The sequence below is a fragment of the Bradyrhizobium tropiciagri genome (assembly GCF_001189845.1).
Taxonomy (GTDB): Bacteria; Pseudomonadota; Alphaproteobacteria; order Rhizobiales; family Xanthobacteraceae; genus Bradyrhizobium; species Bradyrhizobium tropiciagri.
This window is the reverse complement of the sequence record NZ_LFLZ01000011.1, coordinates 40,251-63,250: the sequence shown is the minus strand read 5'-3', so window position 1 is coordinate 63,250 and position 23,000 is coordinate 40,251. Positions and strand designations below refer to the sequence as shown.

General features: G+C 63.7%; 18 protein-coding genes and 2 pseudogenes. 11 read left to right on the top strand and 9 right to left on the bottom strand.

Translation table 11 applies throughout. The features are described 5' to 3' along the window. Positions 1 to 275 precede the first annotated feature (275 nt). From AKN84_RS45035 to AKN84_RS48005, 5 genes and pseudogenes are all read left to right on the top strand, one after another. Positions 276 to 1,419: pseudogene (locus AKN84_RS45035) on the top strand (sensor histidine kinase); the annotation flags it as partial. Continuing rightward, on the top strand, positions 1,416 to 1,805 hold the full coding sequence (locus tag AKN84_RS11670) for a response regulator (RefSeq protein ID WP_050420861.1): 390 nt from the start codon (positions 1,416 to 1,418) through the stop codon (positions 1,803 to 1,805). The pseudogene AKN84_RS45035 and the gene AKN84_RS11670, both read left to right, overlap by 4 nt. Next, on the top strand, positions 1,802 to 3,052 hold the full coding sequence (locus AKN84_RS11665) for an adenylate/guanylate cyclase domain-containing protein (RefSeq protein WP_050420860.1): 1,251 nt from the start codon (positions 1,802 to 1,804) through the stop codon (positions 3,050 to 3,052). Before AKN84_RS11670 ends, AKN84_RS11665 begins: the two co-directional genes overlap by 4 nt. A 366-nt stretch (positions 3,053 to 3,418) precedes the next feature. Further along, positions 3,419 to 4,651, top strand: a complete 1,233-nt coding sequence (gene hemA, locus AKN84_RS11660) for a 5-aminolevulinate synthase (protein ID WP_050420859.1) — start codon at positions 3,419 to 3,421, stop codon at positions 4,649 to 4,651. Positions 4,652 to 4,945: 294 nt separating this feature from the next. Further along, entirely contained in the window at positions 4,946 to 5,095 is a 150-nt protein-coding gene (locus tag AKN84_RS48005) for a hypothetical protein (RefSeq protein ID WP_167351843.1), read from the top strand. Between the two features lie 372 nt (positions 5,096 to 5,467). Here AKN84_RS48005 and pyk read toward each other — a convergent pair whose 3' ends face one another. From pyk to AKN84_RS11630, 6 genes are all read right to left on the bottom strand, one after another. Further along, positions 5,468 to 6,883: a pyruvate kinase gene (gene pyk / locus AKN84_RS11655; protein WP_050420858.1), complete on the bottom strand. Its 1,416-nt coding sequence runs from the start codon at positions 6,881 to 6,883 to the stop codon at positions 5,468 to 5,470. A 3-nt stretch (positions 6,884 to 6,886) separates the two neighbouring features. Next, positions 6,887 to 8,182, bottom strand: a complete 1,296-nt coding sequence (locus AKN84_RS11650) for a glycerate kinase type-2 family protein (RefSeq protein ID WP_050420857.1) — start codon at positions 8,180 to 8,182, stop codon at positions 6,887 to 6,889. A gap of 29 nt (positions 8,183 to 8,211) precedes the next feature. Further along, entirely contained in the window at positions 8,212 to 9,573 is a 1,362-nt protein-coding gene (gene oxlT, locus AKN84_RS11645) for an oxalate/formate MFS antiporter (protein WP_167351842.1), read from the bottom strand. Positions 9,574 to 9,636: 63 nt separating this feature from the next. Then, the gene (locus tag AKN84_RS11640) at positions 9,637 to 10,419 is read right to left on the bottom strand and encodes a fumarylacetoacetate hydrolase family protein (RefSeq protein ID WP_050420856.1); all 783 of its coding nucleotides are present in this window, start codon (positions 10,417 to 10,419) and stop codon (positions 9,637 to 9,639) included. 5 nt (positions 10,420 to 10,424) lie between these two features. Next, positions 10,425 to 11,444 carry a 2-dehydropantoate 2-reductase gene (locus tag AKN84_RS11635; RefSeq protein ID WP_050420855.1) on the bottom strand — a complete coding sequence of 340 codons (1,020 nt, stop codon included), beginning with the start codon at positions 11,442 to 11,444 and terminating at the stop codon, positions 10,425 to 10,427. Between the two features lie 85 nt (positions 11,445 to 11,529). Further along, positions 11,530 to 11,943 (bottom strand): CBS domain-containing protein, encoded by a 414-nt coding sequence (locus tag AKN84_RS11630; RefSeq protein ID WP_050420854.1) that lies wholly within the window; start codon positions 11,941 to 11,943, stop codon positions 11,530 to 11,532. Positions 11,944 to 12,173: 230 nt separating this feature from the next. On the opposite strand from AKN84_RS11630, the gene AKN84_RS11625 reads away from it, so the two are divergent. The 5 genes and pseudogenes from AKN84_RS11625 (at position 12,174) to AKN84_RS11605 (ending at position 18,493) form a co-directional block, all read left to right on the top strand. Further along, the gene (locus AKN84_RS11625; RefSeq protein ID WP_050420853.1) at positions 12,174 to 13,022 is read left to right on the top strand and encodes an IclR family transcriptional regulator; all 849 of its coding nucleotides are present in this window, start codon (positions 12,174 to 12,176) and stop codon (positions 13,020 to 13,022) included. Positions 13,023 to 13,204: 182 nt separating this feature from the next. After that, positions 13,205 to 14,990 (top strand): annotated as a pseudogene (gene gcl, locus AKN84_RS11620) (glyoxylate carboligase). A 39-nt stretch (positions 14,991 to 15,029) separates the two neighbouring features. Further along, positions 15,030 to 15,815, top strand: a complete 786-nt coding sequence (gene hyi / locus AKN84_RS11615) for a hydroxypyruvate isomerase (protein WP_050420852.1) — start codon at positions 15,030 to 15,032, stop codon at positions 15,813 to 15,815. A 23-nt stretch (positions 15,816 to 15,838) separates the two neighbouring features. Further along, positions 15,839 to 16,726, top strand: a complete 888-nt coding sequence (locus tag AKN84_RS11610) for a 2-hydroxy-3-oxopropionate reductase (protein WP_050420851.1) — start codon at positions 15,839 to 15,841, stop codon at positions 16,724 to 16,726. Positions 16,727 to 16,900: 174 nt separating this feature from the next. Beyond that, the gene (locus AKN84_RS11605; RefSeq protein ID WP_050420850.1) at positions 16,901 to 18,493 is read left to right on the top strand and encodes a gamma-glutamyltransferase family protein; all 1,593 of its coding nucleotides are present in this window, start codon (positions 16,901 to 16,903) and stop codon (positions 18,491 to 18,493) included. Positions 18,494 to 18,544: 51 nt separating this feature from the next. Here AKN84_RS11605 and AKN84_RS11600 read toward each other — a convergent pair whose 3' ends face one another. The 3 genes from AKN84_RS11600 to AKN84_RS11590 all read right to left on the bottom strand — a co-directional run bounded on the left by AKN84_RS11600 (position 18,545) and on the right by AKN84_RS11590 (position 21,644). After that, positions 18,545 to 19,192, bottom strand: a complete 648-nt coding sequence (locus AKN84_RS11600) for a TetR/AcrR family transcriptional regulator (RefSeq protein WP_244485057.1) — start codon at positions 19,190 to 19,192, stop codon at positions 18,545 to 18,547. 230 nt (positions 19,193 to 19,422) lie between these two features. Then, positions 19,423 to 20,643: an amidohydrolase family protein gene (locus AKN84_RS11595; RefSeq protein WP_050420848.1), complete on the bottom strand. Its 1,221-nt coding sequence runs from the start codon at positions 20,641 to 20,643 to the stop codon at positions 19,423 to 19,425. Positions 20,644 to 20,660: 17 nt separating this feature from the next. Continuing rightward, entirely contained in the window at positions 20,661 to 21,644 is a 984-nt protein-coding gene (locus AKN84_RS11590; RefSeq protein ID WP_128970685.1) for a polysaccharide deacetylase family protein, read from the bottom strand. Positions 21,645 to 21,786: 142 nt separating this feature from the next. Here AKN84_RS11590 and AKN84_RS11585 point away from each other — a divergent pair, with 142 nt between their 5' ends. Further along, positions 21,787 to 22,989 (top strand): ABC transporter substrate-binding protein, encoded by a 1,203-nt coding sequence (locus AKN84_RS11585; protein ID WP_128970684.1) that lies wholly within the window; start codon positions 21,787 to 21,789, stop codon positions 22,987 to 22,989. Positions 22,990 to 23,000: the final 11 nt, after the last annotated feature.

Genomic DNA, 23,000 nt, shown 5'->3' with positions numbered 1-23,000 from the left:
ATTCTCTTGAACGGCAGCTGAGAGAAGCGCTCGAGCGCGAGGCGGCAACTGCCGAGATATTGAGGGTCATCGCGCGGTCGCCGACAGGTTTTGGATCCATTTTTGCGGCGATCGCAGAAAGGTCCAACAAGCTCGTCGGCGGATTGTCTACCGCGGTGCTTCAGCTGATTGATGACACGTTGCATCTTGCCGCGTTTACCCGGCGGAGCGAGGAGGCGGATGCGGTCCTCCATAAAGTGTTTCCCGTGAAGCTATCAGAAATCGACTGGTATGAGAGGACGATCCGGGAGGCCCGGCCGGTTCAGATCGAGGATTGCGAAGTGGGGTTCGCACCTTATCCTGGCCTGTTGGAGCTCTCGCGCAAGCGCGGATTCCGAAGCGTTGCCCTGATACCGCTCTTTCGCGATTCCGGGAGCATAGGCATCATCAGCGTGGACTCGCGCGGAGGCGGGCGTATTCAGGGAAGAACACGTTCGCTTGTTGCAAACCTTCGCGGATCAGGCGGTTATTGCGGTCGAGAACGCCCGGCTATTCAACGAAGTGCAGACCAGGACAGCCGAGCTTGCGCAATCACTTGAGGATCTGCGCGTTGCCCAGGATCGTCTGGTGCAGACCGAAAAGCTTGCTTCCCTCGGCCAGCTTACCGCGGGGATAGCCCACGAAATCAAGAACCCGCTTAATTTCGTTAACAACTTCTCGGCGCTGTCGGTTGAGTTGATCGACGAACTCAATGATGTCTTGAAGCAACCGACTGTCGCCGAGGCGGTTCGCACCGAGGTCGATGAGTTGACCGGTCGTCTCAGGCAGAACCTGGCGAAGGTGGTGCAGCATGGCGAGCGAGCCGACTCGATCGTCAGGAACATGCTCCTGCATTCGCGCGAAAGCTCGGACGAGCGGCGGTCGAGTGACGTCAATGCGCTGGTTGGGGAGAGTCTCAACCTTGCCTATCACGGTGCTCGAGCGGGTAAGCCCGATTTCAACATTACATTGAAGCAGGAGTTTGACTCTGAAGCGGGCTCGGTCGAACTTTATCCGCAGGAGATCGTTCGAGCGCTGCTGAACCTGATTTCCAACGGCTTTTATGCCGCGACCCAGCGTAAGATCGAAGCGGACGACGAAAGCTTTGAACCGCTTCTGAGCGCGGCTACCCGGCATCTTGGCGCGGCCGTGCAAATACGCATTCGGGATAACGGTGCCGGTATCCCGCCCGACGTGCGAGAGAAGATGTTCAATCCCTTCTTCACGACCAAGCCGACAGGGCAGGGGACGGGGCTTGGGCTTTCGATCTGTCACGATGTTATCGTGAAGCAGCACGGGGGCAGTATCGATGTTGTCACCGAGCCGGGTGTATTCACCGAATTCATCGTCACGCTGCCACGCGCTGGAGCAACCCAAAGCCGGACGGGGAGAGAGCATTGAGCGTCTACATTCTCGTAGTCGATGATGAACCCGATGTCGAGGTCCTGTTCCGCGGGCAGTTCCGACGTGACCTCCGTTCCGGGCGATTCCGGATGGAATTCGCCACGTCGGCGTTGGGGGCTCTAAGGCGTGCCGTCGAGATCCGCGACGGATCGCTGATCCTGCTCCTCTCGGACATCAACATGCCTGGCATGAGCGGACTCGAGCTGTTGTCGGTGGTTCGCGCGAAGCGACCCGATGTGCCGGTCATCATGATCACCGCTTACGGTGACGCTGAAACACGCAGGAAGGCGATCGAACGTGGCGCCGAGGGATTCTTGACCAAGCCGATCGACTTCACGCTTCTGCGCCGGGAAATCGATATGAGGCTCGAGCACGCAGCATGACGGCGACCATCCTGGTGGTAGACGATGAGGCTGACCTTCGGGACCTGATACTGCAGAAGTTTCGCAGGCAGGTTCGCGAGGGCGCAGTCGGCTTCATGTTTGCTCGTGACGGGATCGAGGCGCTCCAATTACTGGAACGAAATCCTGGTGTCGATCTGGTGCTCCTGGATATCAGTATGCCGAGGATGGATGGGCTTACGCTTCCGCAAAAGCTGCAGGAGGCGCATGACAAGAAGTGGACGGTCGTCATCTCCGCCTATGGTGACATGGGTACGATTCGCATCGCCATGAATCGCGGCGCGTTCGACTTTTTGACCAAGCCGATCGATTTCACCGATCTGGAAATGACCATCGACAAGACGCTCCGCCATGTTGAGATGATGCGGGAATACCGTCAGCGCCAGATCCAGGCTGAACGAGCGCACGCGTCATTGTGCCGGTACTTCTCGCCGCAACTGGCAAGCCGACTTGCAGGCAACGAGGAAACCGCGGGCATGGAAGTGCACCGTCGTGACGTTGCGGCCATGTTCACTGATGTCACCAGCTTCACCTCGATGGTCGAAAGTATTGCGCCGGAACTGCTGGCTGGACTGCTCAACGAATACATGGCCGGGATGACTGGAATCGTCTTCGCGCACGAAGGCACCGTGGCAAAAGTCATGGGTGATGGAATACACATTCTGTTCAATGCGCCGGGAGACCAGCCGGATTACGCGACGCGCGCGGTCGCCTGCGCTCATAGCCTCGATACATGGGCCTGCGAGTTCCGGGAGCGCTGGAGAGCAAGGGGTGTGAACTTCGGTGGCACCCGGATCGGTGTGCACGCCGGCCCTGTGCTGGTCGGGAATTTCGGGGGCCGCGGGTTTTTCGACTATGCCGCGTATGGCGACACCATCAATACCGCGGCGCGCCTCGAGGCAGCCAACAAGCTTCTCGGAACGCGCATCTGCGTCAGCGCTGCCGTCGCCGAACGAGCAGTGAATTTTCAAGGGCGTCCGGTCGGCGAAGTGATCTTGCGCGGTCGTAGCGAACCACTGCGCGCCTTTGAGCCGTTGGCGACTGGAACGCTGAAAGCGTCGGCCACGGCCGAGTATGCCGCGGCGTTTGCAAAGCTCGAGGCCGGCGACCCGGCGGCCATGCCGGCCTTCGCCGCACTTGTCGGACTTCATGCCGATGATCCACTGGCCGGTTTTCACCTGAAAAGATTGCTCAATGGCGGCACGGGCGTCCGCATGCATTTGGAGTAGTCGGTCCCCGGAAAACAGGGTGGCAGGGCACTGGGTTGGATCAGATCGCTTTTGTCGCGAATATGGTCGATGCGCCGGGCTATGCGCACGCTGCGATTTGCTGAGATTTAGATTGCTTTACTCGCGCCAACGCTCCCTGTCGCATACTGATTAATTGGCATCACCGGATGTAGACGACACTCCCGAGTACTTGGCGGCCGGCGTTGATCCCTTCGCCATGGTTCGCCGACGGCCGGTCCTTCCCTCCCGGGGACCGGCCGCCCCTCTGCAGTTTGATGAAATGACCGCGCTGGATCGAAGGGACAATGGCCTTTCATCGCGGGTTGGTCCGATCGTTGGGTGCGGAATTGAAGGAGGTTTCAAATCATGACCTATGATCACTTCTTTGCCTCCGCACTCGCTCGCCTGCATAGCGAACGGCGCTACCGCGTGTTTGCCGATCTCGAGCGCATTGCCGGGCGTTTTCCGCATGCGATATGGCACTCTCCCGACGGCACGCGCCCGGTCGTGATCTGGTGCTCGAACGATTACCTTGGCATGGGTCAGCATCCAAAGGTGATCGGCGCAATGGTCGAAACTGCGACCCGGATGGGCGCAGGCGCGGGCGGCACCCGCAACATTTCCGGCACCAATCATCCGCTAGTCGAACTGGAGCGGGAGCTCGCGGATCTGCACGGCAAGGAAGCGGCGCTGGTGTTCACCTCCGGGTACGTGTCCAACGAGACCGGTATCGCGACGATCGCCAAGCTGCTTCCGAACTGCCTCATCCTCTCCGACGCCTGGAACCACAATTCGATGATCGAGGGCGTGCAGCGCGCCGGCGTGGAAAAGAAGATCTGGTGTCACAACGACGTCAGTCACCTCGAAGATTTGCTGGCAGCTGCGGCACCCGATCGCCCGAAGCTGATCGTATTCGAGGCCCTCTACTCGATGGACGGCGATGTCGCGCCGGTGAACCGCATCTGCGATCTCGCGGAGCGCTACGGCGCCATGACCTATATCGACGAGGTCCATTCGGCCGGCATGTACGGTCCCGCCGGCGCCGGCATCGCTGCGCGGGAAGGGGCCCTGGATCGCATCGACGTGGTCGAGGGGACACTGGCGAAGGCGTTCGGCTGCCTCGGCGGCTACATCGCGGCAAGTGCCGGCGTCATTGATGCAGTACGCTCTTATGCACCGAGGTTTATTTTCACGACCGCGCTGCCGCCGGCGATCTGCGCCGCCGCGACCGCGGCAATCCGGCACCTCAAGACGTCACAATGGGAGCGCGACCGTCATCAGGACCGCGCGGCGCGGGTCAAGGGTGTGCTTAACGCCGTCGGCCTTCCGGTGATGCCCAGCGAGACACACATTGTGCCTGTCATGGTCGGCGATCCCGTGAAGTGCAAGGAAGCCAGCGATCTCCTGCTCGCCGAACATGGCATCTACGTCCAGCCGATCAACTATCCGACCGTCCCGCGCGGCACCGAGCGGTTGCGCATCACGCCGACGCCTTATCACGATGATGTACTGATTGACGGGCTCGCCGAAGCGCTGGTCGATACCTGGGAACGTCTGGGATTGCCGCTGCTGCAGCGCTACGCAGTTGCAGCAGAATGAGTGCCGGTGCTTGGCGGGCCAGGACGCCGGCAATTCATCGTCCATCGACACGGTGATGCTGCGAGTGGTCCTGGTGCGATCAAAATTATGTAGAAATTTCAATAATATACGAGTTCGTTGGTTGTTCTGAATGGCGCTCCAGTGTTTTCAATCACTTGCGGCACGGTCTCGACACCATTCGGGCTGCTGCTGCCTCGGGCAAAATCCGCGCCTTGGTTCGCGCCGCGCGGCATCCGGATTGAACTCGGCCGAAGATAGGGGCGACAAACTACCGGTAGACTGGAGGACAACGACATGCCCGACTGGATTCTCGCGCCGATTTGTGTGGCCGCACTGGGCGGCTTTATCTGGTTCGCATTTCGACAGGGGTTCAAGGTCACGCCCGACGAGAACAACCGCGACCATCCGACTTTGCCGCTTGGGCCGGACGGGTCGTGGCGCTAAGGGCGGTGTGAGATCGTCATGGGGCCGAAGGCGCCGAGGATGGGTATCCATGGCGTCGTTTGCGGTCGGCGATCCTACACCCTTTGGAGTATGCCGATCGTCACGTGAACTTTCTGGCCCGATGTGTAGACCTAATCGCTACCGGGATTTTGCATTTCCTTCCTGGGGCTAGAGCCGACGCCGTCCGCATGCATTTTAAGCGGGCGGTGTTGTGCTGATCTGAACCACCGCCCCGTCGCAGCATCCCGCTCCCGCGCGCGGAGGCGGCCCTTGAAGCGAATACCCACGAGCGAAGCGATCATCACCGTCGCCTTGTTGGTGATCTTCGCGCTCGTGATCTGGTATGGCGCAATGCCCTGAGCCGCCGCCCCGTCAGGGGAGCGAGACGACTCGCAGATTGTTGGTGCTTCCTGCCTGCCCGAAGGGAATGCCGGCGACGACGACCAGCAGGTCGCGGCTTGACGCAAACTGCTCGTCCCGCGCGAGCGCCGTCGCGCGCTCGACCATCTCCTCATAGCTCCCCACATCGTCGGAAAGGACGCTGTGAGCGCCCCAAAGCAGGCACAGGCGGCGGGACACTTCGCGGCTTGGGGTGATGGCGAGGATCGGGAGGCTCGGCCGCTTGCGCGCGACGCGTGCGGCGGTGGTGCCGCTCGACGTGTAGGCCACGATGGCTGCCGCGTGAACCACGGAGGCGAGGTCGGCAGCGGCCGTTGCGACGGCATGCGGCGGCGTCTGCTCCTCGCCGGGCTGGGTCGCCTCGACGATGGAGCGATACATCTTGTGCTGCTCGGTGCTGCGAATGATGCGATCCATCATCTCGACGGCCTCGCGCGGATAGCGGCCCGTTGCGGATTCCGCCGACAGCATCACGGCGTCTGCGCCATCGTAGATGGCGGTCGCAACGTCGGAGACTTCCGCGCGCGTCGGCGTGGGCGCAGCGACCATGGAGTCCAGCATTTGCGTGGCGACGATCACCGGCTTCACCGCGAGACGGCAAGCCCGCACCAGCTCCTTCTGCCGCCCCGGCACGTCCTCATGTGGAATTTCGACGCCGAGATCTCCGCGCGCAACCATGATGGCGTCGCACAGCTGGATGATGTCGTCGATCCGCTCGAGCGCTGCCGGCTTCTCGATCTTGGCCATCAGGCCGGCGCGGTCGCCGACGAGGGCTCTCGCCTCGATGATATCGGAGGGTTTTTGCACGAACGACAAGGCGACCCAATCCATGCCGAGCTTCAGCCCGAACTCGAGATCGAGGCGGTCCTTGGTGGTGAGCGGCGAAAGATCGAGCACTGTCCCCGGCAGATTGACGCCCTTGTGATTCGAGATCGTGCCACCGACGATCACCTTGGCCTCGATGAAATCGTCACCGAGCCCGGCGACGCGGACGCGGACCCGGCCGTCGTCGATCAGAAGATCGTGGCCAGGGGCCACCGCGGCAAAGATTTCCCGGTGCGGGAGCGGAATCGAGGCTCGGTCGCCATCCGATCCGGATAGCACGAACCGGATGGTCTCTCCGGCCGCCACGGCAATCTTTCCATCGCGCAAGGTGCCGACGCGGATCTTCGGACCCTGGAGGTCCATCAGAATGCCGATCGGCCGGCCGACTTCCTGTTCCAGCTTTCGGATCGCGGCGTGGACGGTTGCGTGGTCGCTCTGGGTTCCGTGGCTGAAGTTCAGACGGAACGTGTCGACACCCGCCAGCAGCAGCGCCTTGAGCATCTCGGGGGAACTGCTCGCTGGGCCGACGGTTGCGACGATCTTGGCCCGTCGATGACGACGCATGGGTCACCTCATTGCTGGCTTGCCGGCTGCAATCAGCACGGCTCTGACATCATTGACATTGGTAAGCGTTGGCCCGGTGCGCACGAGGTCTCCAAGGCGGTCGAAGAAGCTGTAGCTGTCATGGGCCGCCAAATAGGCCCGGGCGTCGAGGCGATCCGCGGCGGCGCGCCGCAGCGTATCCGGACCGATCAAAGCGCCGGCAGCATCTTCCGTTCCATCAATTCCATCGCTGTCGCCGGCAATCGCCCAGATATTGGACGCGCCGGCCAGGGCGACGGCAAGCCCGAGCAGGAATTCGGTGTTGCGGCCGCCGCGGCCTGCCGGCCCGCGCCCGATCGTCACCGTCGTTTCCCCGCCGGACAGCAGCACGGCAGGAGCAGGGCCGGGCTGCGCGTGCTGCGCAACCGAGCGGGCGATGCCCGCCATCACGGTTCCGAGTTCGCGAGCCTCGCCTTCGATCGCGTCGCCAAGGATGATCGGATTGAGACCTTCATCCCGGGCCGCGCGGGCTGCAGCGTCCAGTGCGAGGGACGGCGCGGCGAGGATGCGGACATCGGCACCGATCTCGCTGGGCTTCGGCGTCTCGTCGGCATGCGCGAGGACAAGCTGCGCTGTTTCTGGCAGCTCGATTGCAAAGCGCCGGATGATCTCTTGCGCGTCGGCTTTTGTGCTGGGGTCCGGGAGCGTGGGACCGGAGGCGATTGCCGCCGGGTCGTCGCCGGGAATGTCGGAAATCACCAGCGTCGTGACGTGGGCGGGACGGGCAGCGAGCGCCAGCCGTCCGCCCTTGATCGCGGACAAATGTTTGCGGACGACGTTCATCTCGGCGATCGTCGCGCCGCTCGCAAGCAGGGCGCGGTTGACCGCCTGCTTGTCGGCAAGCGTCATCGGGGATGCGGGAAGGGTCATAAGCGCCGAGCCACCGCCGGACATCAGGGCGATGACGAGATCGTCTGCTGAAAGTCCCTCGACGGCGCGCAGCATGCGAAGGGCGGCGGCCTTGCTCGAGTCATCCGGAACGGGGTGAGATGCCTCGAGCACGTCGATGCGGCCCGCGGGAACCGAATGGCCGTGGCGCGTCACCACGACACCGGAAAGGTCGACGTCAGGCCATGCCGCGTCGAGGCCGGCGGCCATCGCGGCCGAAGCCTTGCCGGCGCCGATGACAATGCATCTGCCCTTCGGCTTTGCCGGCAGGGCGCGTGCGATGGTCATCCTTGGATCGGCGCTGGCGATGGCCGCATCGAAGATCTTCCGGAGCGCAGTCCGAGCGCGCAAGTCCGTCCATGTGTCGCTCAATCGCTACGCTCCGGCCAATGGGTCTCGCATTATGGCGTCTTCTTGAGACTGTCGTAAGACGCCGGTGTCTCCAGTAGATGATTTTCGCCGAGGGCTGGCCTTGCGCGCGCGACTGTGCCGCCAGCCGTCCCTTCACTGTCGAGAATGAACGCACGCCGCATTGGCTTGATCACCAGCAAGGCGGTGAGGGCCGCGGTGGCATTGAGCGCCACCGCGACGATGAACACGGCCTGCCAGCCGAACTGCGAGGAGATGATGCTGGCGAGCGGGACGAGCAGCGCCGCGGTGCCCTTCGCGGTGTACAGCATGCCGTTGTTGGTGGTTGCGTATTTGGCGCCGAAGGTGTCGCCCGACGTCGCCGGGAACAGGCTGTAGATTTCGCCGAACACGCCGAAATAAATCGCCGTGGCGAGCACGAAGACCACCGGAATGTGGCCGTAGACGGACAGCGTCAGCAGCATCAGCGCCGCTGTCGCGAACGCAATGAACATCGTGTGCTCGCGGCCGATCGTGTCGGAGACCCAGCCAAAGAACGGGCGGCCGAAACCGTCGAGGACACGATCGAGCGAGATGGCAAAGGTCAGCGCCGCCATCTGGAAGCCGGCCATCGTAACCGGCGTATCCGCGATCTTGAAGTCATGGGCGATCGGCCCGATCTGCGCGGCGGTTATCAATCCCCCGGAAGCCACCATGACGAACACCAGGTACATCACCCAGAAGATCGGGGTGCGCAGCACCTGGGGCGGCGTGTAGTCGATTGCGCTCTGCGGCAGGTTGAGTCGCTTCTTCCTGGGTGCCTCGACGCCTTCAGGCGGGCGGACGAACCAGGCCAGCAGGATAACTGTGAGGCCCTGTCCGATTCCGAACGTCAGGAAGGTGCTCTGGTAGCCGCTCGCGGCAATCATGTTGGCAATCGGCACCACGGTGAGGGCAGCGCCCGCGCCAAAGCCTGCGGCGGTCGCGCCGGCGGCGAGGCCGCGCCGGTCCGGAAACCATTTCAGCGCATTGCCGACGCAGGTCCCGTAGACCGCGCCGGCGCCGATGCCCGCGACAATTGCCGCGGCATAGAGCATGACGAGGGACGCGGCGAATGAGTTCAGCACCCAGGCCAGTCCGATCATCAGCCCGCCGAACATGATGACGATGCGGGGGCCGTATTTGTCTACGAACCAGGCTTCCACCGGCACCAGCCACGTCTCCGTCATCACGAAGATCGTGAAGGCGAGCTGGATGGCTGGACGGCCCCAGTGATATTCCGCGTCGATCGGATCAACGAACAGTGTCCACCCGTATTGCAGGTTGGCGATCATCGCCATGCAGACGATGCCGATCGCTAGCTGAAGCCAGCGGAAACCGCCGGGCGACGATACCAGTTTCGTGCCGGAAATCATGTGCGCTCCCAAAGCAGGTGTTGGTCGTTTGGTCCGGGCGTCAGGCTGTCGTCCGGCCGCGGCCTACTGACGAAATTCGTTGGTCAATTCGCCAATGCCTTCGATCGCGACGGTGACCGTATTGACCGGCTCCTTCATCACCCCGACGCCGATCGATGTCCCGCAGCAGATCAGGTCGCCCGGCAACAGCGTCATGTCGTGTGAGATCTTGCTGACCAGCGCCTGCGCACTGAAGATCATGTCCGCGATCGGATAGTTCTGGCGCTCGACACCGTTGAGGATGGTGCGTACCACGAGACGCGCGGGGTCGAGGCCTGAGGCGATGACAGGACCGAACGGGCCATATCCGTCGAAGCCCTTGGCCCGCGCCCATTGCGGGAAGGTCGGGTCGCGATTGAGGATGTCCGCTGCGGTGACGTCGTTGGTGCAAGTGTAACCGAAGATGAAAGCGTCGGCCTGTTCGGGGGCAATCGCCGTGCAGCTTTTGCCGATGACAATGCCAAGCTCGCCTTCGTAGGTCGTCTTGCCGTCGTAGCCGACTGGACGCGTGATCACGGCGCCAGGCTCGGTCACGCTGGTCGCAGCTTTCAGCAGGTACAACGGTTCGGCCGGCGCAGGTGATTTCAGCTTGGCCGCCAGCGCGTGAAAATTGTTCCAGAGCGCGATGATCTTGCTCGGCTGGGTCGGTGCGAGCAGCTCGACATCGGTGAGCGCCAGCATTTGTCCGGTCGGTCGTGTGTCGCCGAACATCTCCCCTGTATGCACGGAGATGCCCGACGGGGTGAGTTGCCCGAAGCCGATTTCGGCGTCGTGGCGGAAGCGAACCCAGCGTGTCACGTCGGTCATCTGGATCACGCCACCGCCAGGGTTTCTGCTACGGCCGCGCCGGCCGCCCCGTCATAGAGGCCGGCCAGCCTCGTGCGCTGCGCGACCAGGGCCAGCACCGCGTCGAGGGCGGGCGTTGCAATCCCGGTCATCCGGCCCATCTCCTGCACCACGGTGATCAGCGGATCGATCTCGACGGGACGTCCACGCTCGAGATCCTGCAACATCGAGGTCTTGTGCGCGCCGACCTTGCGTGCGCCCTCGATGCGGCGTTCGACATCGACCCGGAACTTGACGCCGAGGCTTTCCGCGATCGCCTGGGCCTCGAGCATGATCGCCCGGGACAGCGCGCGCGTGCCGGGATTGCTGCAGATCACGTCGAGGGTCGCGTGGGTGAGGGCGCTGATCGGGTTGAAGCAGACATTGCCCCACAGCTTGAGCCAGATCTCGTCGCGGATGCGGTCGAGCACCGGCGCCTTCATGCCCGCCGCCGTGAACAGGGCAGAAAGCTTCTCGACGTCGGGCGTGACCTCGCCGGAAGGCTCGCCGAGCGGAAAGTTGTTGCCGTAGACGTGACGGATCACGCCAGGTGCCTCGATCTCGGTCGCCGGGTACACGACGCAGCCGATGGCGCGCGCAGCGCCAAGCTCGCTCCACTGCCGTCCGCCGGGATCGATGCTCTCGAGCGTCGATCCTTCGTGCGGGCCGCCGTGCTTGTAGAAATACCAATAGGGAATGCCGTTGACGGCGGTGACGATGCGGGTCCGCTCACCCAGCAGGGGCCGCATCGGTTCGATGACGCCGGTGATCGAATGCGCCTTGAGGCAGATGATGACGAAGTCCTGCTCGCCTAGTTCGGCGGGGTTATCGGTACAGCGCGGATGCACCACGCGCTCCTCGTCGCCAATCAGGAGCTTCAGGCCATTCTGCCGCATCGCGGCGAGGTGTGCGCCTCGCGCGACCAGGCTGACATCGGCGCCTGCGCGCATCAATTCGACACCGAGATAGCCGCCGATGGCACCGGCGCCGTAGATGCAGATCTTCATGAAATCCTCGCGAGCAGGGTGGGGACACATTACGAGCCGCAACGGCTCGGGCCGGGTTGCGTGGCAATGATCTTCGGAACGTCCGTCAGGCCGCGCAGGCGGCTTCCTCGAGCGCAAAGCCGATGTCCCGCATGCTCACGACGCCGACGAGCCGGCCGTTGTCGATGACGGGGATATGGCGGATGTCGTGACGGGCCATCAGATGCTCGACATCGGCGAGCGCGTCTTGCGAGTTGCAGGACACAAGCGGCCGCGGCGAAATGAACTGTGCGACCTTTGCGGCAAGGCCACCCGTACCGTGCTCGGCGATCACGGCGACGACGTCGCGCTCGCTGAACATTCCGATCACGGCGGCGTCGACGCTGCGCGAGCCGTTCCTGACCACAAGCGCGCCGACATTGCTGGCGTACATCAGGTTCGCCGCGATGCTGACGGTTTCGCTCGAGCCGATCGTCACCGCAGGCGCACGGTTGGTGCGAAGGATGTCCCCGACATACATGGTATGGTCCTCCCGGTTGGGTTGTTAAGGACCGATCGTGGTATACATTATCCCAGAAGTCAAACAAAAGAATCGAAGCATTCTTCAATAAGAACGGCACAAATGCTGACCTATTCGTCAGTATTGTCCCCTTGACTTCCATGCCGATTGGCATGCCATATGCCAATTCTGGCGCTCGTTCCCGGCGGGCGATTTCGTTCTGAACCACAACCGGTTAGGGTCAGGTCGTCATGAAAAGAGAGCCGATCCGCCGCAAGCCGTCCGATCCCGATGTTCGCGCGCAACCGGATCCGGATGCACGAGATGGCGGCGTTCAATCCGTCGATCGCGCGCTGCAAATCATGGAAGCGCTTGCGGAGGACGACGAAGGCTATCGGCTGACCGATCTTGCGATCCGCATCGGTTTGCCGCCGTCGACGGCGCATCGGCTGCTGACGACGCTGGAGAATCGCAGGTTCGTGCAGTTCGACCGCGAGGAGTCGAAATGGCACATCGGTGCGCAGAGCTTCGTGGTCGGCTCGACCTTCATGCGCCGGCGCAATTTTTCCGCGCGGGCGTTGCCTTACCTGCGCAAGCTGCGCGACCAGACCAGGGAGACGGCCAATCTTGCGGTGGTCGACGATGAATCCATCATCGTCGTATCCCGGATCGAAAGCCGGGAGATCATGCGTTCGCTGACCAAGGTCGGCGGACGCGTCGCGTTGATCGCTTCAGGCGTCGGGAAGGCGGTGCTGGCCGCCTATTCCGATGCCGACATCAATGCGATCATCCGTCGTCGCGGCATGCCGCGGATGACGGAGAAGTCGATCATTCGGCCGGGCGAGTTGTTCAGGGAGTTGGAGACCGTGCGCCGCCAGGGCTATGCGGTGGACGATGAGGAGGCGCGGCTCGGCCTGCGCTGCGTGGCCGCGGTCGTCTTCAACGATTGCAGCGAGCCGTTCGCCGCGGTGTCGGTATCGGGGATGGCGGATCGGCTGACGGATGATCGCTTGCCGGAGATCGGCGCCATCGTGCATCGGATCGCAGCCGAGCTCTCGGCAGAGCTGCGCGGCAGCAGCCCTGCACAGCAGCAGGCGTGAGGCCCGCTGGCTTTCTCGTGCTTGCCGATTTCCATTTCCGCGTCGGCGCTAATCACTTGGAGGCATGCAAGAAATCGCGAGCGCTGCCACAGCGTGGAAAATCCCATCGATTGCGTTGAGATCGACGGTCGCGGGCCTGATGATCCTGCTCAGGCCAACTCATAGCGAAGCGGGATCATCACATGAAGATGCGAGCGGTGGATGCGGCAGTCCGCATACTTGAACGCGAGGGGATCACTTGCGCTTTCGGCGTTCCCGGCGCCGCGATCAACCCGCTTTACTCCGCACTGAAGCGCAACGGCTCGATCCGGCATGTCCTGGCGCGGCACGTCGAAGGCGCCTCGCATATGGCGGAGGGCTATACCAGGGCGAACGCGGGCAACATCGGCGTTTGCATCGGCACGTCGGGCCCCGCCGGAACCGACATGATCACTGGCCTCTATTCGGCGATCGCGGATTCGATTCCGATCCTCTGCATCACCGGCCAGGCGCCGCGGGCGCGGCTCTACAAGGAAGATTTCCAGGCGGTCGACATCGAGTCGATCGCAAAGCCGGTGACGAAATGGGCCGTCACCGTGCGCGAGCCGGCGCTGGTGCCGCGCGTGTTCAGCCAGGCCTTCCATGTCATGTGCTCGGGGCGGCCGGGACCGGTGCTGATCGATCTGCCGCTCGATGTGCAACTGGCCGAGATCGAATTTGACGACGAGACCTATTCGCCGCTGCCGGTCTACAAGCCGACGGCGACGCGCAAGCAGATCGAGAAGGCGCTCGAGATGCTCAACGCCGCGGAGCGGCCGCTGATCGTGGCCGGCGGTGGCGTGATCAATGCCGACGCGTCCGAGCTGCTGGTCGCGTTCGCCGAAGCGGTCAACGTTCCCGTGGTCCCGACGCTGATGGCGTGGGGCGCTATACCCGACGATCACGCGCTGATGGCCGGCATGGTCGGCCTGCAGACCAGCCATCGCTATGCCAACGCCACGATGCTGGAATCCGATTTTGTGCTCGGCATCGGCAACCGCTGGGCCAACCGGCATACCGGTTCGATCGAGACCTACACCAAGGGTCGCAAATTTGTCCATGTCGACATCGAGCGACCCAAATCGGACGGGTTTTCAATCCGGACCTCGGCATCGTGTCGGACGCCAAGGCGCGCTGGAGATGTTCGTGAGCGTCGCCCGGGAGTGGCGGAAGTCCGGCAAGCTGCGCGACCGGCAGGCATGGCCCGCAGCCTGTCGCGACCGCAAGCGTTCGATGCTGCGCAAGAGCCATTTCGACAACATCCCGATCAAGCCGCAGCGCGTCTATGAGGAGATGAACAAGGCGTTCGGCCGCGACACCTGCTACGTGACGGTGATCGGACTGTCGCAGATCGCGGGTGCCCAGTTCCTCAACGTCTATCGGCCGCGCAACTGGATCAACGCCGGGCAGGCCGGTCCGCTCGGCTGGACACTGCCGGCCGCGCTCGGCGTGCGCGCCGCCGATCCCGACCGCGACATCGTCGCGCTGTCGGGTGACTACGACTTCCAGTTCCTGATCGAGGAGCTTGCGGTGGGGGCGCAGTTCAATCTGCCCTACATCCACGTCGTCGTGAACAATTCATATCTCGGGTTGATCCGGCAGGCGCAGCGCGGCTTCGACATGGACTATCACGTCCAGCTCTCGTTCGAGAACATCAATGCGCCCGAGATCGGCGCCTACGGCGTCGACCATGTGGCCGTCGCCGAGGGGCTGGGCTGCAAGGCGATCCGCGTGACAGATCCGAACGACGCGCAGGCGGCATTCGCGACCGCGCGCGAGCTGATGGCGAAGCATCGCGTGCCGGTGGTGGTGGAATTCATCCTCGAACGGGTCACCAACATCGCGATGGGAACGGAGATCGACAACATCGTCGAATTCGAGGAAGTGCTCGACCTTCCGCTCGATGACGTGCCGAGCGCTCAACGATCCGGCACGCTGTTGCCGGCCTGACGACATCACCCAGCGCTGTCCCAAGCGGAGATCCGACCGGTGCCTCAGTTTGCCGCCAACCTCACCATGCTGTTCAACGAGCTGCCGTTCCTCGATCGGTTCGCAGCCGCCAAGGCCGCCGGCTTCAATGCCGTCGAGTATCTGTTTCCCTACGAGTTCGAGAAGGCCGCGTTGCGCGAGGAATTGTCGCGCTGCGGGCTGACCCAGGTGCTGCACAATCTTCCGGCCGGCAATTGGGCGGCCGGCGAGCGGGGCATCGCGATCCTGCGCGATCGGGTCGATGAATTTCGCGACGGCGTGGTGCGCGCGATCGACTACGCCAAGGCGCTGGAGTGCCGGCAGCTGAACTGCCTGGTCGGCATCGCTCCTGCCGGAGCGGATGCGGCAGAGCTGCGCGAAATTCTGGTGCCCAACCTGCGCTTCGCCGCCAGCGCGCTCGCGCAGCATGGCATGAAGCTGCTCGTCGAACCGATCAACACGCTCGATATTCCCGGCTTCTTCCTGAGCGGGACGGAACAGGCGGTGCAGCTGATTTCCGACGTCGGCTCACCCAATTTGTTCATCCAGTACGACATCTATCACATGCAGATCATGGAAGGTGATCTGGCGCGGACCCTGCAGAAGCATCTCGGCCGGATCGCGCATGTCCAGCTCGCCGACAATCCGGGCCGTTTCGAGCCGGGCACCGGCGAGATCAACTATTCCTATTTGTTCAAGCATCTCGACAGCATCGGATATCGCGGCTGGATCGGATGCGAATACAAGCCGCGGACGACCACGCTCGAGAGCCTCGCCTGGCACGCCGCGCAGACCCTCGTGACTTAATCCGGCTGACAGGAGCGACGACAATGAAAGACATAGGATTCATCGGGCTCGGCACCATGGGACGTCCGATGGCGGGCCACCTCCTGGCTGCCGGCTATCGGTTGTTCCTGCACGACGTCGCACCCATTCCGCCGGAGCTGATTGCAGCCGGCGGCATTGCTTGCGAGTCCGGCAAGCAAGTCGCGCAGGAAGCCGACGCCGTGATCGTCATGGTGCCGGATACGCCACATGTCGAAGCCGTGCTGTTCGGCGAAGGCGGTGTCGCGGAGGGCGTCTCCAAAGGCATGATCGTGGTCGATATGAGCTCGATCTCGCCGCTCGCGACCAAGGAGTTTGCCCGCAAGATCGATGCGCTCGGCGCCGACTATCTCGACGCGCCGGTGTCCGGCGGCGAGGTTGGCGCAAAGGCCGCAAGCCTGACCATCATGGTCGGCGGGCGGGAGCGGGCGTTCAATGCGATGAAGCCCGTGTTCGAGACGATGGGCAAGAACGTCACCCATGTCGGCGGCAATGGCGACGGCCAGACCACCAAGGTTGCGAACCAGATCATCGTCGCGCTGACCATCGAGGCGGTGAGCGAGGCCCTGCTGTTCGCCTCCAAGGCGGGCGCCAATCCAGCGCTGGTGCGCCAGGCGTTGATGGGCGGCTTCGCCTCGTCCCGGATCCTTGAGGTGCACGGCGATCGCATGATCAAGCGCAACTTCGATCCCGGCTTCCGCATCGAGCTGCATCAGAAGGATCTCAACCTCGCGCTGGAAGGCGCGCGGGCACTCGGCTTGTCGCTGCCAGGCACAGCCGCCGCCCAGCAGCTGTTCAACACCTGCACCGCCCTCGGCGGCAAGGCCTGGGACCATTCGGCAATCCTGAAGGCGCTGGAAGTGATGGCGGGGCACGAGGTCGCCGCTGCCTGAGCTCCTCAGGATGGATGAACGTCAACGGCCAGCCTTGGCGGTGATATGACGGCCCGGCGGGGTGGGGGGAGTTGCGCCTAGGCGACGGGTCCCCGCATCCCCAAGCCGGGATTCTGGCTCCTTGACACGGTAAGTAAAAATATTATTACATACCGGGATGGGAGAAACGAGCTGATGTTGCAGACAAAACGAAGCTATGGCGGCATGGTGACCGCGCCGCACCACCTGGCGGCGCAGGCGGGGCTCGCCGTGTTGTCGGAAGGTGGCAATGCCATCGAGGCGATGATCGCCTCGGCCGCGACGATTGCCGTGGTCTATCCCCACATGAACGGCCTTGGCGGCGACAGCTTCTGGCTCGTCGGCCGCGCCGGCTCGATGCCGGTCGGGATTCAGGCGTGCGGACGCTCTGCGATGGCGGCGGACCGCGACTGGTATCGCGCGCGTGGTTGCAGCAGCATTCCCGGCCGCGGCCCGCTCGCCGCGCTCACCGTCGCCGGTACCGTCGACGGCTGGCAGAAGGCCTATGAACTCAGCCGCGATCGTCATGACGGCCGGTTGCCGCTGGCACGGCTGCTCGAACCCGCGATCCGCCATGCCGACGACGGCGTCGCCGTCACCAGCACGCTGCATGAAAACATCCGCAAGAAGCGGCATGAGCTCGAAGGCGTGCCCGGCTATGCCGAGGTCTATCTGCCGCAAGGCAGCCCGCTTGCGGTCGGTGCGCGGCTGCGGCAGCCGCGAGTCGCCGAGACGTTACGGCGACTGGCCAAGGCCGGGCTGACTGACTTCTATCGTGGCGAACTGGCGCGCTCGATGGCGGCCGACCTCGAACGGGTAGGCAGCCCGCTGCGACTGGCTGATCTGGAGCGGCATCAGGCATCGCTGGTGACGCCGCTCACGGTCGAGGTGTCCGGACACAAGGTCTACAACATGCCGCCGCCGACGCAGGGGCTGGCTTCGCTGTTGATCCTGGCCCTCTATGCCCGGCGCATGGCTGAGGAGGCCGATGGCGTCGATCATCTGCACCGGCTCGTCGAATGCACCAAAGCTGCGTTCCGGATTCGCAATGGCCATGTCACCGATCCCGACTACATGAAGCGCGCAGCCGCTGAATTCCTGTCCGAGCAGTCGCTCGCCGCGCTTCACGAAACGGTATCCGACCGCCGCGCCGCGCCGTGGCCCGATCCGTCCAAGCAGGGCGATACGGTGTGGCTCGCTGCGACCGATCGCGATGGGCTTAGCGTCAGCTTCATTCAAAGCGTCTATTGGGAGTTTGGTTCGGGCGTCATTCTCCCCGAGACCGGCGTCACCTGGCAAAATCGCGGGACGAGCTTCAGCCTTGGCGAGGCGGATACCAACAGGCTGGATCCGGGACGCCTGCCGTTTCACACGATCCAGCCGGCGATGGCCGAACTCGGCGACGGGCGGCTGATCTCGTATGGCACGATGGGCGGAGAGGGGCAGCCGCAGACCCAGGCTGCCATCTTCAGCCGTTACGCCATGCACGGCCAGGAGCTGCAGTCCGCGATCACGGCGCCGCGCTGGTTGCTCGGCCGCACCTGGGGCGAGGAAAACAACAACTTGAAGATCGAATCGCGCTTCGATCCCGCGATCATCGAACGGCTACGCGCGCTCGGCCACGACATTCAGGTGGCTGGTCCGTTCGAGGAGTTCATGGGACACGCCGGCGCGATCGTCTGGCATCCGGATGGCCTGATGGAAGGGGCCAGCGATCCGCGCAGCGACGGCGTCGTTGCGACCCGCTGACGGGCATGCCAGCGCATGATCCGCACGATGCTGCTTCGTGCGGATCGCTCGTTAGCGGGATGGTTTGCTGGCCCGTGCGGTCGTCTTCGATCCCGCGGACTTGTACTTGCGTTCCCCGACGGGAGCCGTCAGCCAGGTCAGGATCATGTCCTGCGCATGCTCGCGGCGTAGCGCAAGCCAGTCCGAATCGCCGAGGTCCTTGTCGAACATCGCCGACAGCGTGTAGCGGTTGGACACGTGGAAATAGCTCATCGCAGTGATTGAGACGTAGAGCTGGATCGGATCGACGTCACCGCGAAACAGGCCCGCTGCCACGCCGCGCCGCAGGATGCTTTCGATGCTTGCAACCAGGGGCAAGGTGAGATCGGCAATCTTGCGCGACTTGCGCATGTTGCGACCGCGCTGAAGGTTCTCGGTGTTGATCAGGGCGATGTAGTTCTGGTGCTGCCCGAAGAACGTGAAGGTGAAATCGATCAGCTCGCTCATCGCGGCGATCGGCTCGAGATCATCCAGCTTGAGTTGCTGCTCGGCCGCGCGGATCTCGGTGTAGACGTCCTCGAGGACCGCGATGTAGAGCCCGTTCTTGTCGCCGAAATAGGCGTACAGCAGGCGCATGTTGGCCTTGGCGCGCTGCGCAATGGCTTCGACGCGTGCGCCGCCGAGGCCATTGTGGCAGAACTCGAAGGTCGCCGCGCGCAGGATCGCCTCCTTGGTGAGCGCGGAGTCGCGCGGGCGTTTTTCCGCGGGTGGTGCGGGTGGGGCTGGTCTGTGCTGTCGTCTCTGTCACGGCGTCAACCTTGCCTGGGCTCGGGTAGTCACGCAAGGCAGGTCCGCATCAGGCCACATCGGGCAGCGGTCCGGTTCCCGGCGCAAGCAGCTGGGATTGAGATCGGCATTACGGCTGTTCGTCAAGGGCGATTCCTCCCTGTTCACTGCTTCCGGGTGCCTTCGGTCACCATCACGCCGCCACGCGCGACGAGTCGGCCGGCCTTGTAGACATCGCGCGGCTTGGGACGAGCGACCACGGCTTCCTGGACATGCCGTGCGTCCAGCACGACGAAATCCGCCGCCCCGCCGACGGTGAGGCCGTAATCCTCAAGGCCGAGCGCGCGCGCTGCGTTGGTCGTCACCATGTCGAAGGCCGCGGCCAATTGATCGTCGGTGTTGAACCCGGAGCGATAGCCGACCATCATTGCGCGTTCGAGCAAGTCGCCGTCGCCGTACGGCCACCAGGAATCGCGGATGTTGTCGTTGCCGGAGAACACGTTGACGCCGGCATAGCGAAGCAGCAGCACGGGCGGAAATGCGCGTGCACCCGGGGCATTGGTTAAAATGGCGACGCCCGCTTCGGCAAGCCGGTGCGCGGTACGCTGAACCACTTCAGGGACCACCTCGCCGAGCGCGTAGGCATGACTGATCGTGACCTTGCCGCCGAGGCCCGCCGCCTTGGTTCGCCGCGCAATTTCCTCGATCTCAGAGATGCCCTGCAGACCGCCGTCATGCAGGTGAATGTCGATGCCGACGCCATGCCGCTCGGCAATCCCAAAGACGACGTCGAGATGCCCGGCGACGTCACCATCATGGCTTGCGGGATCAAGTCCGCCGACCAGGTCGGCGCCGGCGCGAACGGCTTCCTCGAGCAATTCGGCCGTACCAGGCGATGTCAGGATGCCGCTCTGGGGAAACGCGACGATCTGGATCGAAACCTTCTCGCGATGCGCTTCACGGGCTGCGGCGATCGCCTCGAAATGCCGCAGGCCGACCTCCGCATCGACATCCACATGGCTTCGCATATGAGCCGTGCCTTGCGAGACGCAAAGGTCGATCAGGGCTGCTGCCCGAACGGCGATCGGCCTGGCGCCGGCGAGAGCTTCCTTCTCGAATCTGACGCGCTCGCGCACGCTGAAGCCCGCGGTGCAGGGGCGATGCGGCTTCCAGTCGTCGCCGATAAAGCATTTGTCGAGATGGATATGACCTTCCACCATGCCAGGGAGCACCAGGCGCCGGCCAAGATCATGGGTGACGCCGACTGCGCCGTGATCTTGCCGGGACGACGTGATGGCGACGATCTTGCCGCCGCTGACGGCGATGTCGACAAGCTGACCATCGGTCAGCCGCGCGTTTCGGAACAATGTGTCGATGGCGGTCAATTGAAGGCTCCGGTTTCTTATGTCGGCACGATGCCGTCGGGCAGGGCGCGAGAAAATGCCGCGATCTCGCCGGCGGTGGTGATCCAGATGTCGTCGCGCTGTGCGACGATCGCCTGCAGCGCGCGCCGCAGCGGCCGCAGCCGGTGCGGCTGGCCGACCAAATACGGATGCAGCGCGATGCCCATGACCAGCGACTGCCTGGCGGATTGCGCCAGCATTTCCTCGAACGTGTCCGTGATCATGGTCGCGAACTGCTCGCCGCTGTCCTTGCGTCCGACAATCGCGGGGATGTCGTTCAGTTCCTGTGGATAGGGGACGGACAGAATGCGCCCGCCACCCCGTGTCGAGAACCACACCGGCTGATCGTCCATGCACCAGTCGAGCAGGTAGTGGTAGCCCGCTTCGGCGAGCAGGTCCGGCGTGACAGCGGATTGCGAGATCCACGGACCGAGCCAGCCAAGCGGCCGTCGTCCCTCGGCGCGCGCGATGATATCGGTCGCTTCCTCGATCAGTCGCTGTTCTTCGGCAGGGGAGAGCACGCCCTGGCGTTCGGAGTTGGTCCGTCCATGGCCGACCACCTCGTCGCCGCGTGCGCGAAAGGCGTCCATGACTTCCGGGCAGTAGTGGTAGATGCTGCTGTTCGCGAGCACCGAGAGCGGCAGCTTCAGTTCGTCGAACAGATCGATCAGCCGCCACACGCCGACCCGGTTGCCGTAGTCGCGCCAGGCGTAGTTGAGGACATCCGGGTGCGGACCGCCCGGGCAGAGCTCGGCGCCGAGCCCGTCACCGAACGCGAAATGCTCGAGGTTGAGCGCGATGTAGACCGCCAGTCGCTTTCCGTTCGGCCACACGAAGTCGGGGCGGCGCGTGATCGCGCTGTAGCGATAGCGGTCGTGAGAGACGAGACTGCGCGCCGGATCAGGCGTTTGCGCGCATGTTGCATCGCCGAGAACGCCACGCGAGACGGCTCGCTCGGGTTCCTCTCCAATCTCCCGCTGCATCGCAATCTCCATTCGGCGCGCGATCGGCCGCTTGACATTCGTAGATTTGTGAAGAAAGTTTTTACTTCCGTCAAGACCGCGGAAACGGCGGCGGCGGACCAGAGGCGGCTCGGGAGCCGTCGGAGCGGGAGGAATTGCAGAAATGAGCTACGCTTGTACCCCCATTACCGGGCTGTGCCGCCGCGTTGTCTTGCAGGGCGCGCTCGCCATTCTCATAGGCTCGCTGCCGCTTGCGGAGCGGGCGCGGGCTGCCGAGCCGATCAAGATCGGCCTGGTCACGGCGCTGTCGGGGCAGTCGGCGCGCGCCGGCGAAGCGTTGACCCGCGGCGCCACGATCGCGATCGAGGAGATCAACGCGAAGGGCGGCGTGCTCGGCCGTCCGCTGGAGTTGGTGCGCCGCGACGATGAAAGCAATCCCGCCAAGGGGCTGACCGCCGCGCGCGAACTGATCCAGCGCGAGAAGGTCGCGGTGCTGCTCGGCGGTCTCGACACGCCGGTCCAGCTTGCGATCGTGCCGTTCGTCAACAACGTCAAGATGCCGTTCGTGGTGCCATGGGCCGCCGGAACCAGCATCACGCAAAACGGCGCCGCGTCCAATTATGTGTTCCGCGTCTCGGCGATGGACGACGAGGTCGACAAGGCGATCGTCGCGTTCGCCGGCAAGACCTTCGCCGCCAAGAAGCCGGGCCTCATCCTCGTCAACAATCCCTGGGGCGAATCGAACGAGCACGGCCTGCGCGCCGCGCTGAAGGCGGCGGGGATCGAGCCGGCCGGTGTCGAGAAGTTCGAGGCGAACGATGTCGACGTGGTCGCGCAATTGTCCCGCCTCAAGCAGGCCGGCGCCGACTCGCTGTTTCTGGTCGGCAATGTCGGTCCATCCTCGCAGGTGGTGAAATCGCTCGACCGCATGGGCTGGGCGCCGCCGATCGTGTCGCATTGGGGACCGGCCGGCGGCCGCTTCACCGAGCTCGCCGGGCCGAGCGCCGAGAGCGTCGTGTTCGTCCAGACCTACAGCTTCTTCGGCAACCTCTCGCCGGTCGGCAAGCGCGTGCTCGCCGAGTTGCAGGCGAAGTATCCGGATATCAAGGGGCCCGCGGACGTGACGCCTGCGGTCGGCTTTGCCAATGCCTATGACAGCGTGCAGGTGATCGCCGGCGCGATCGAGAAGGCCGGCAGCACAGATCCGACCGCCATTCGTGACGGCTTCTACGGGATCGACAGGCTGGAAGGCCTGATCAAGACCTATGAAAAGCCGTTCGCCCAGAACAAGCACGATGCGCTGACGGCGCAGGACTACATCTGGGCCCACTTCGAAGACAACCACATCCTGCCGTTCAAGAACTGACGGCAGCGGTC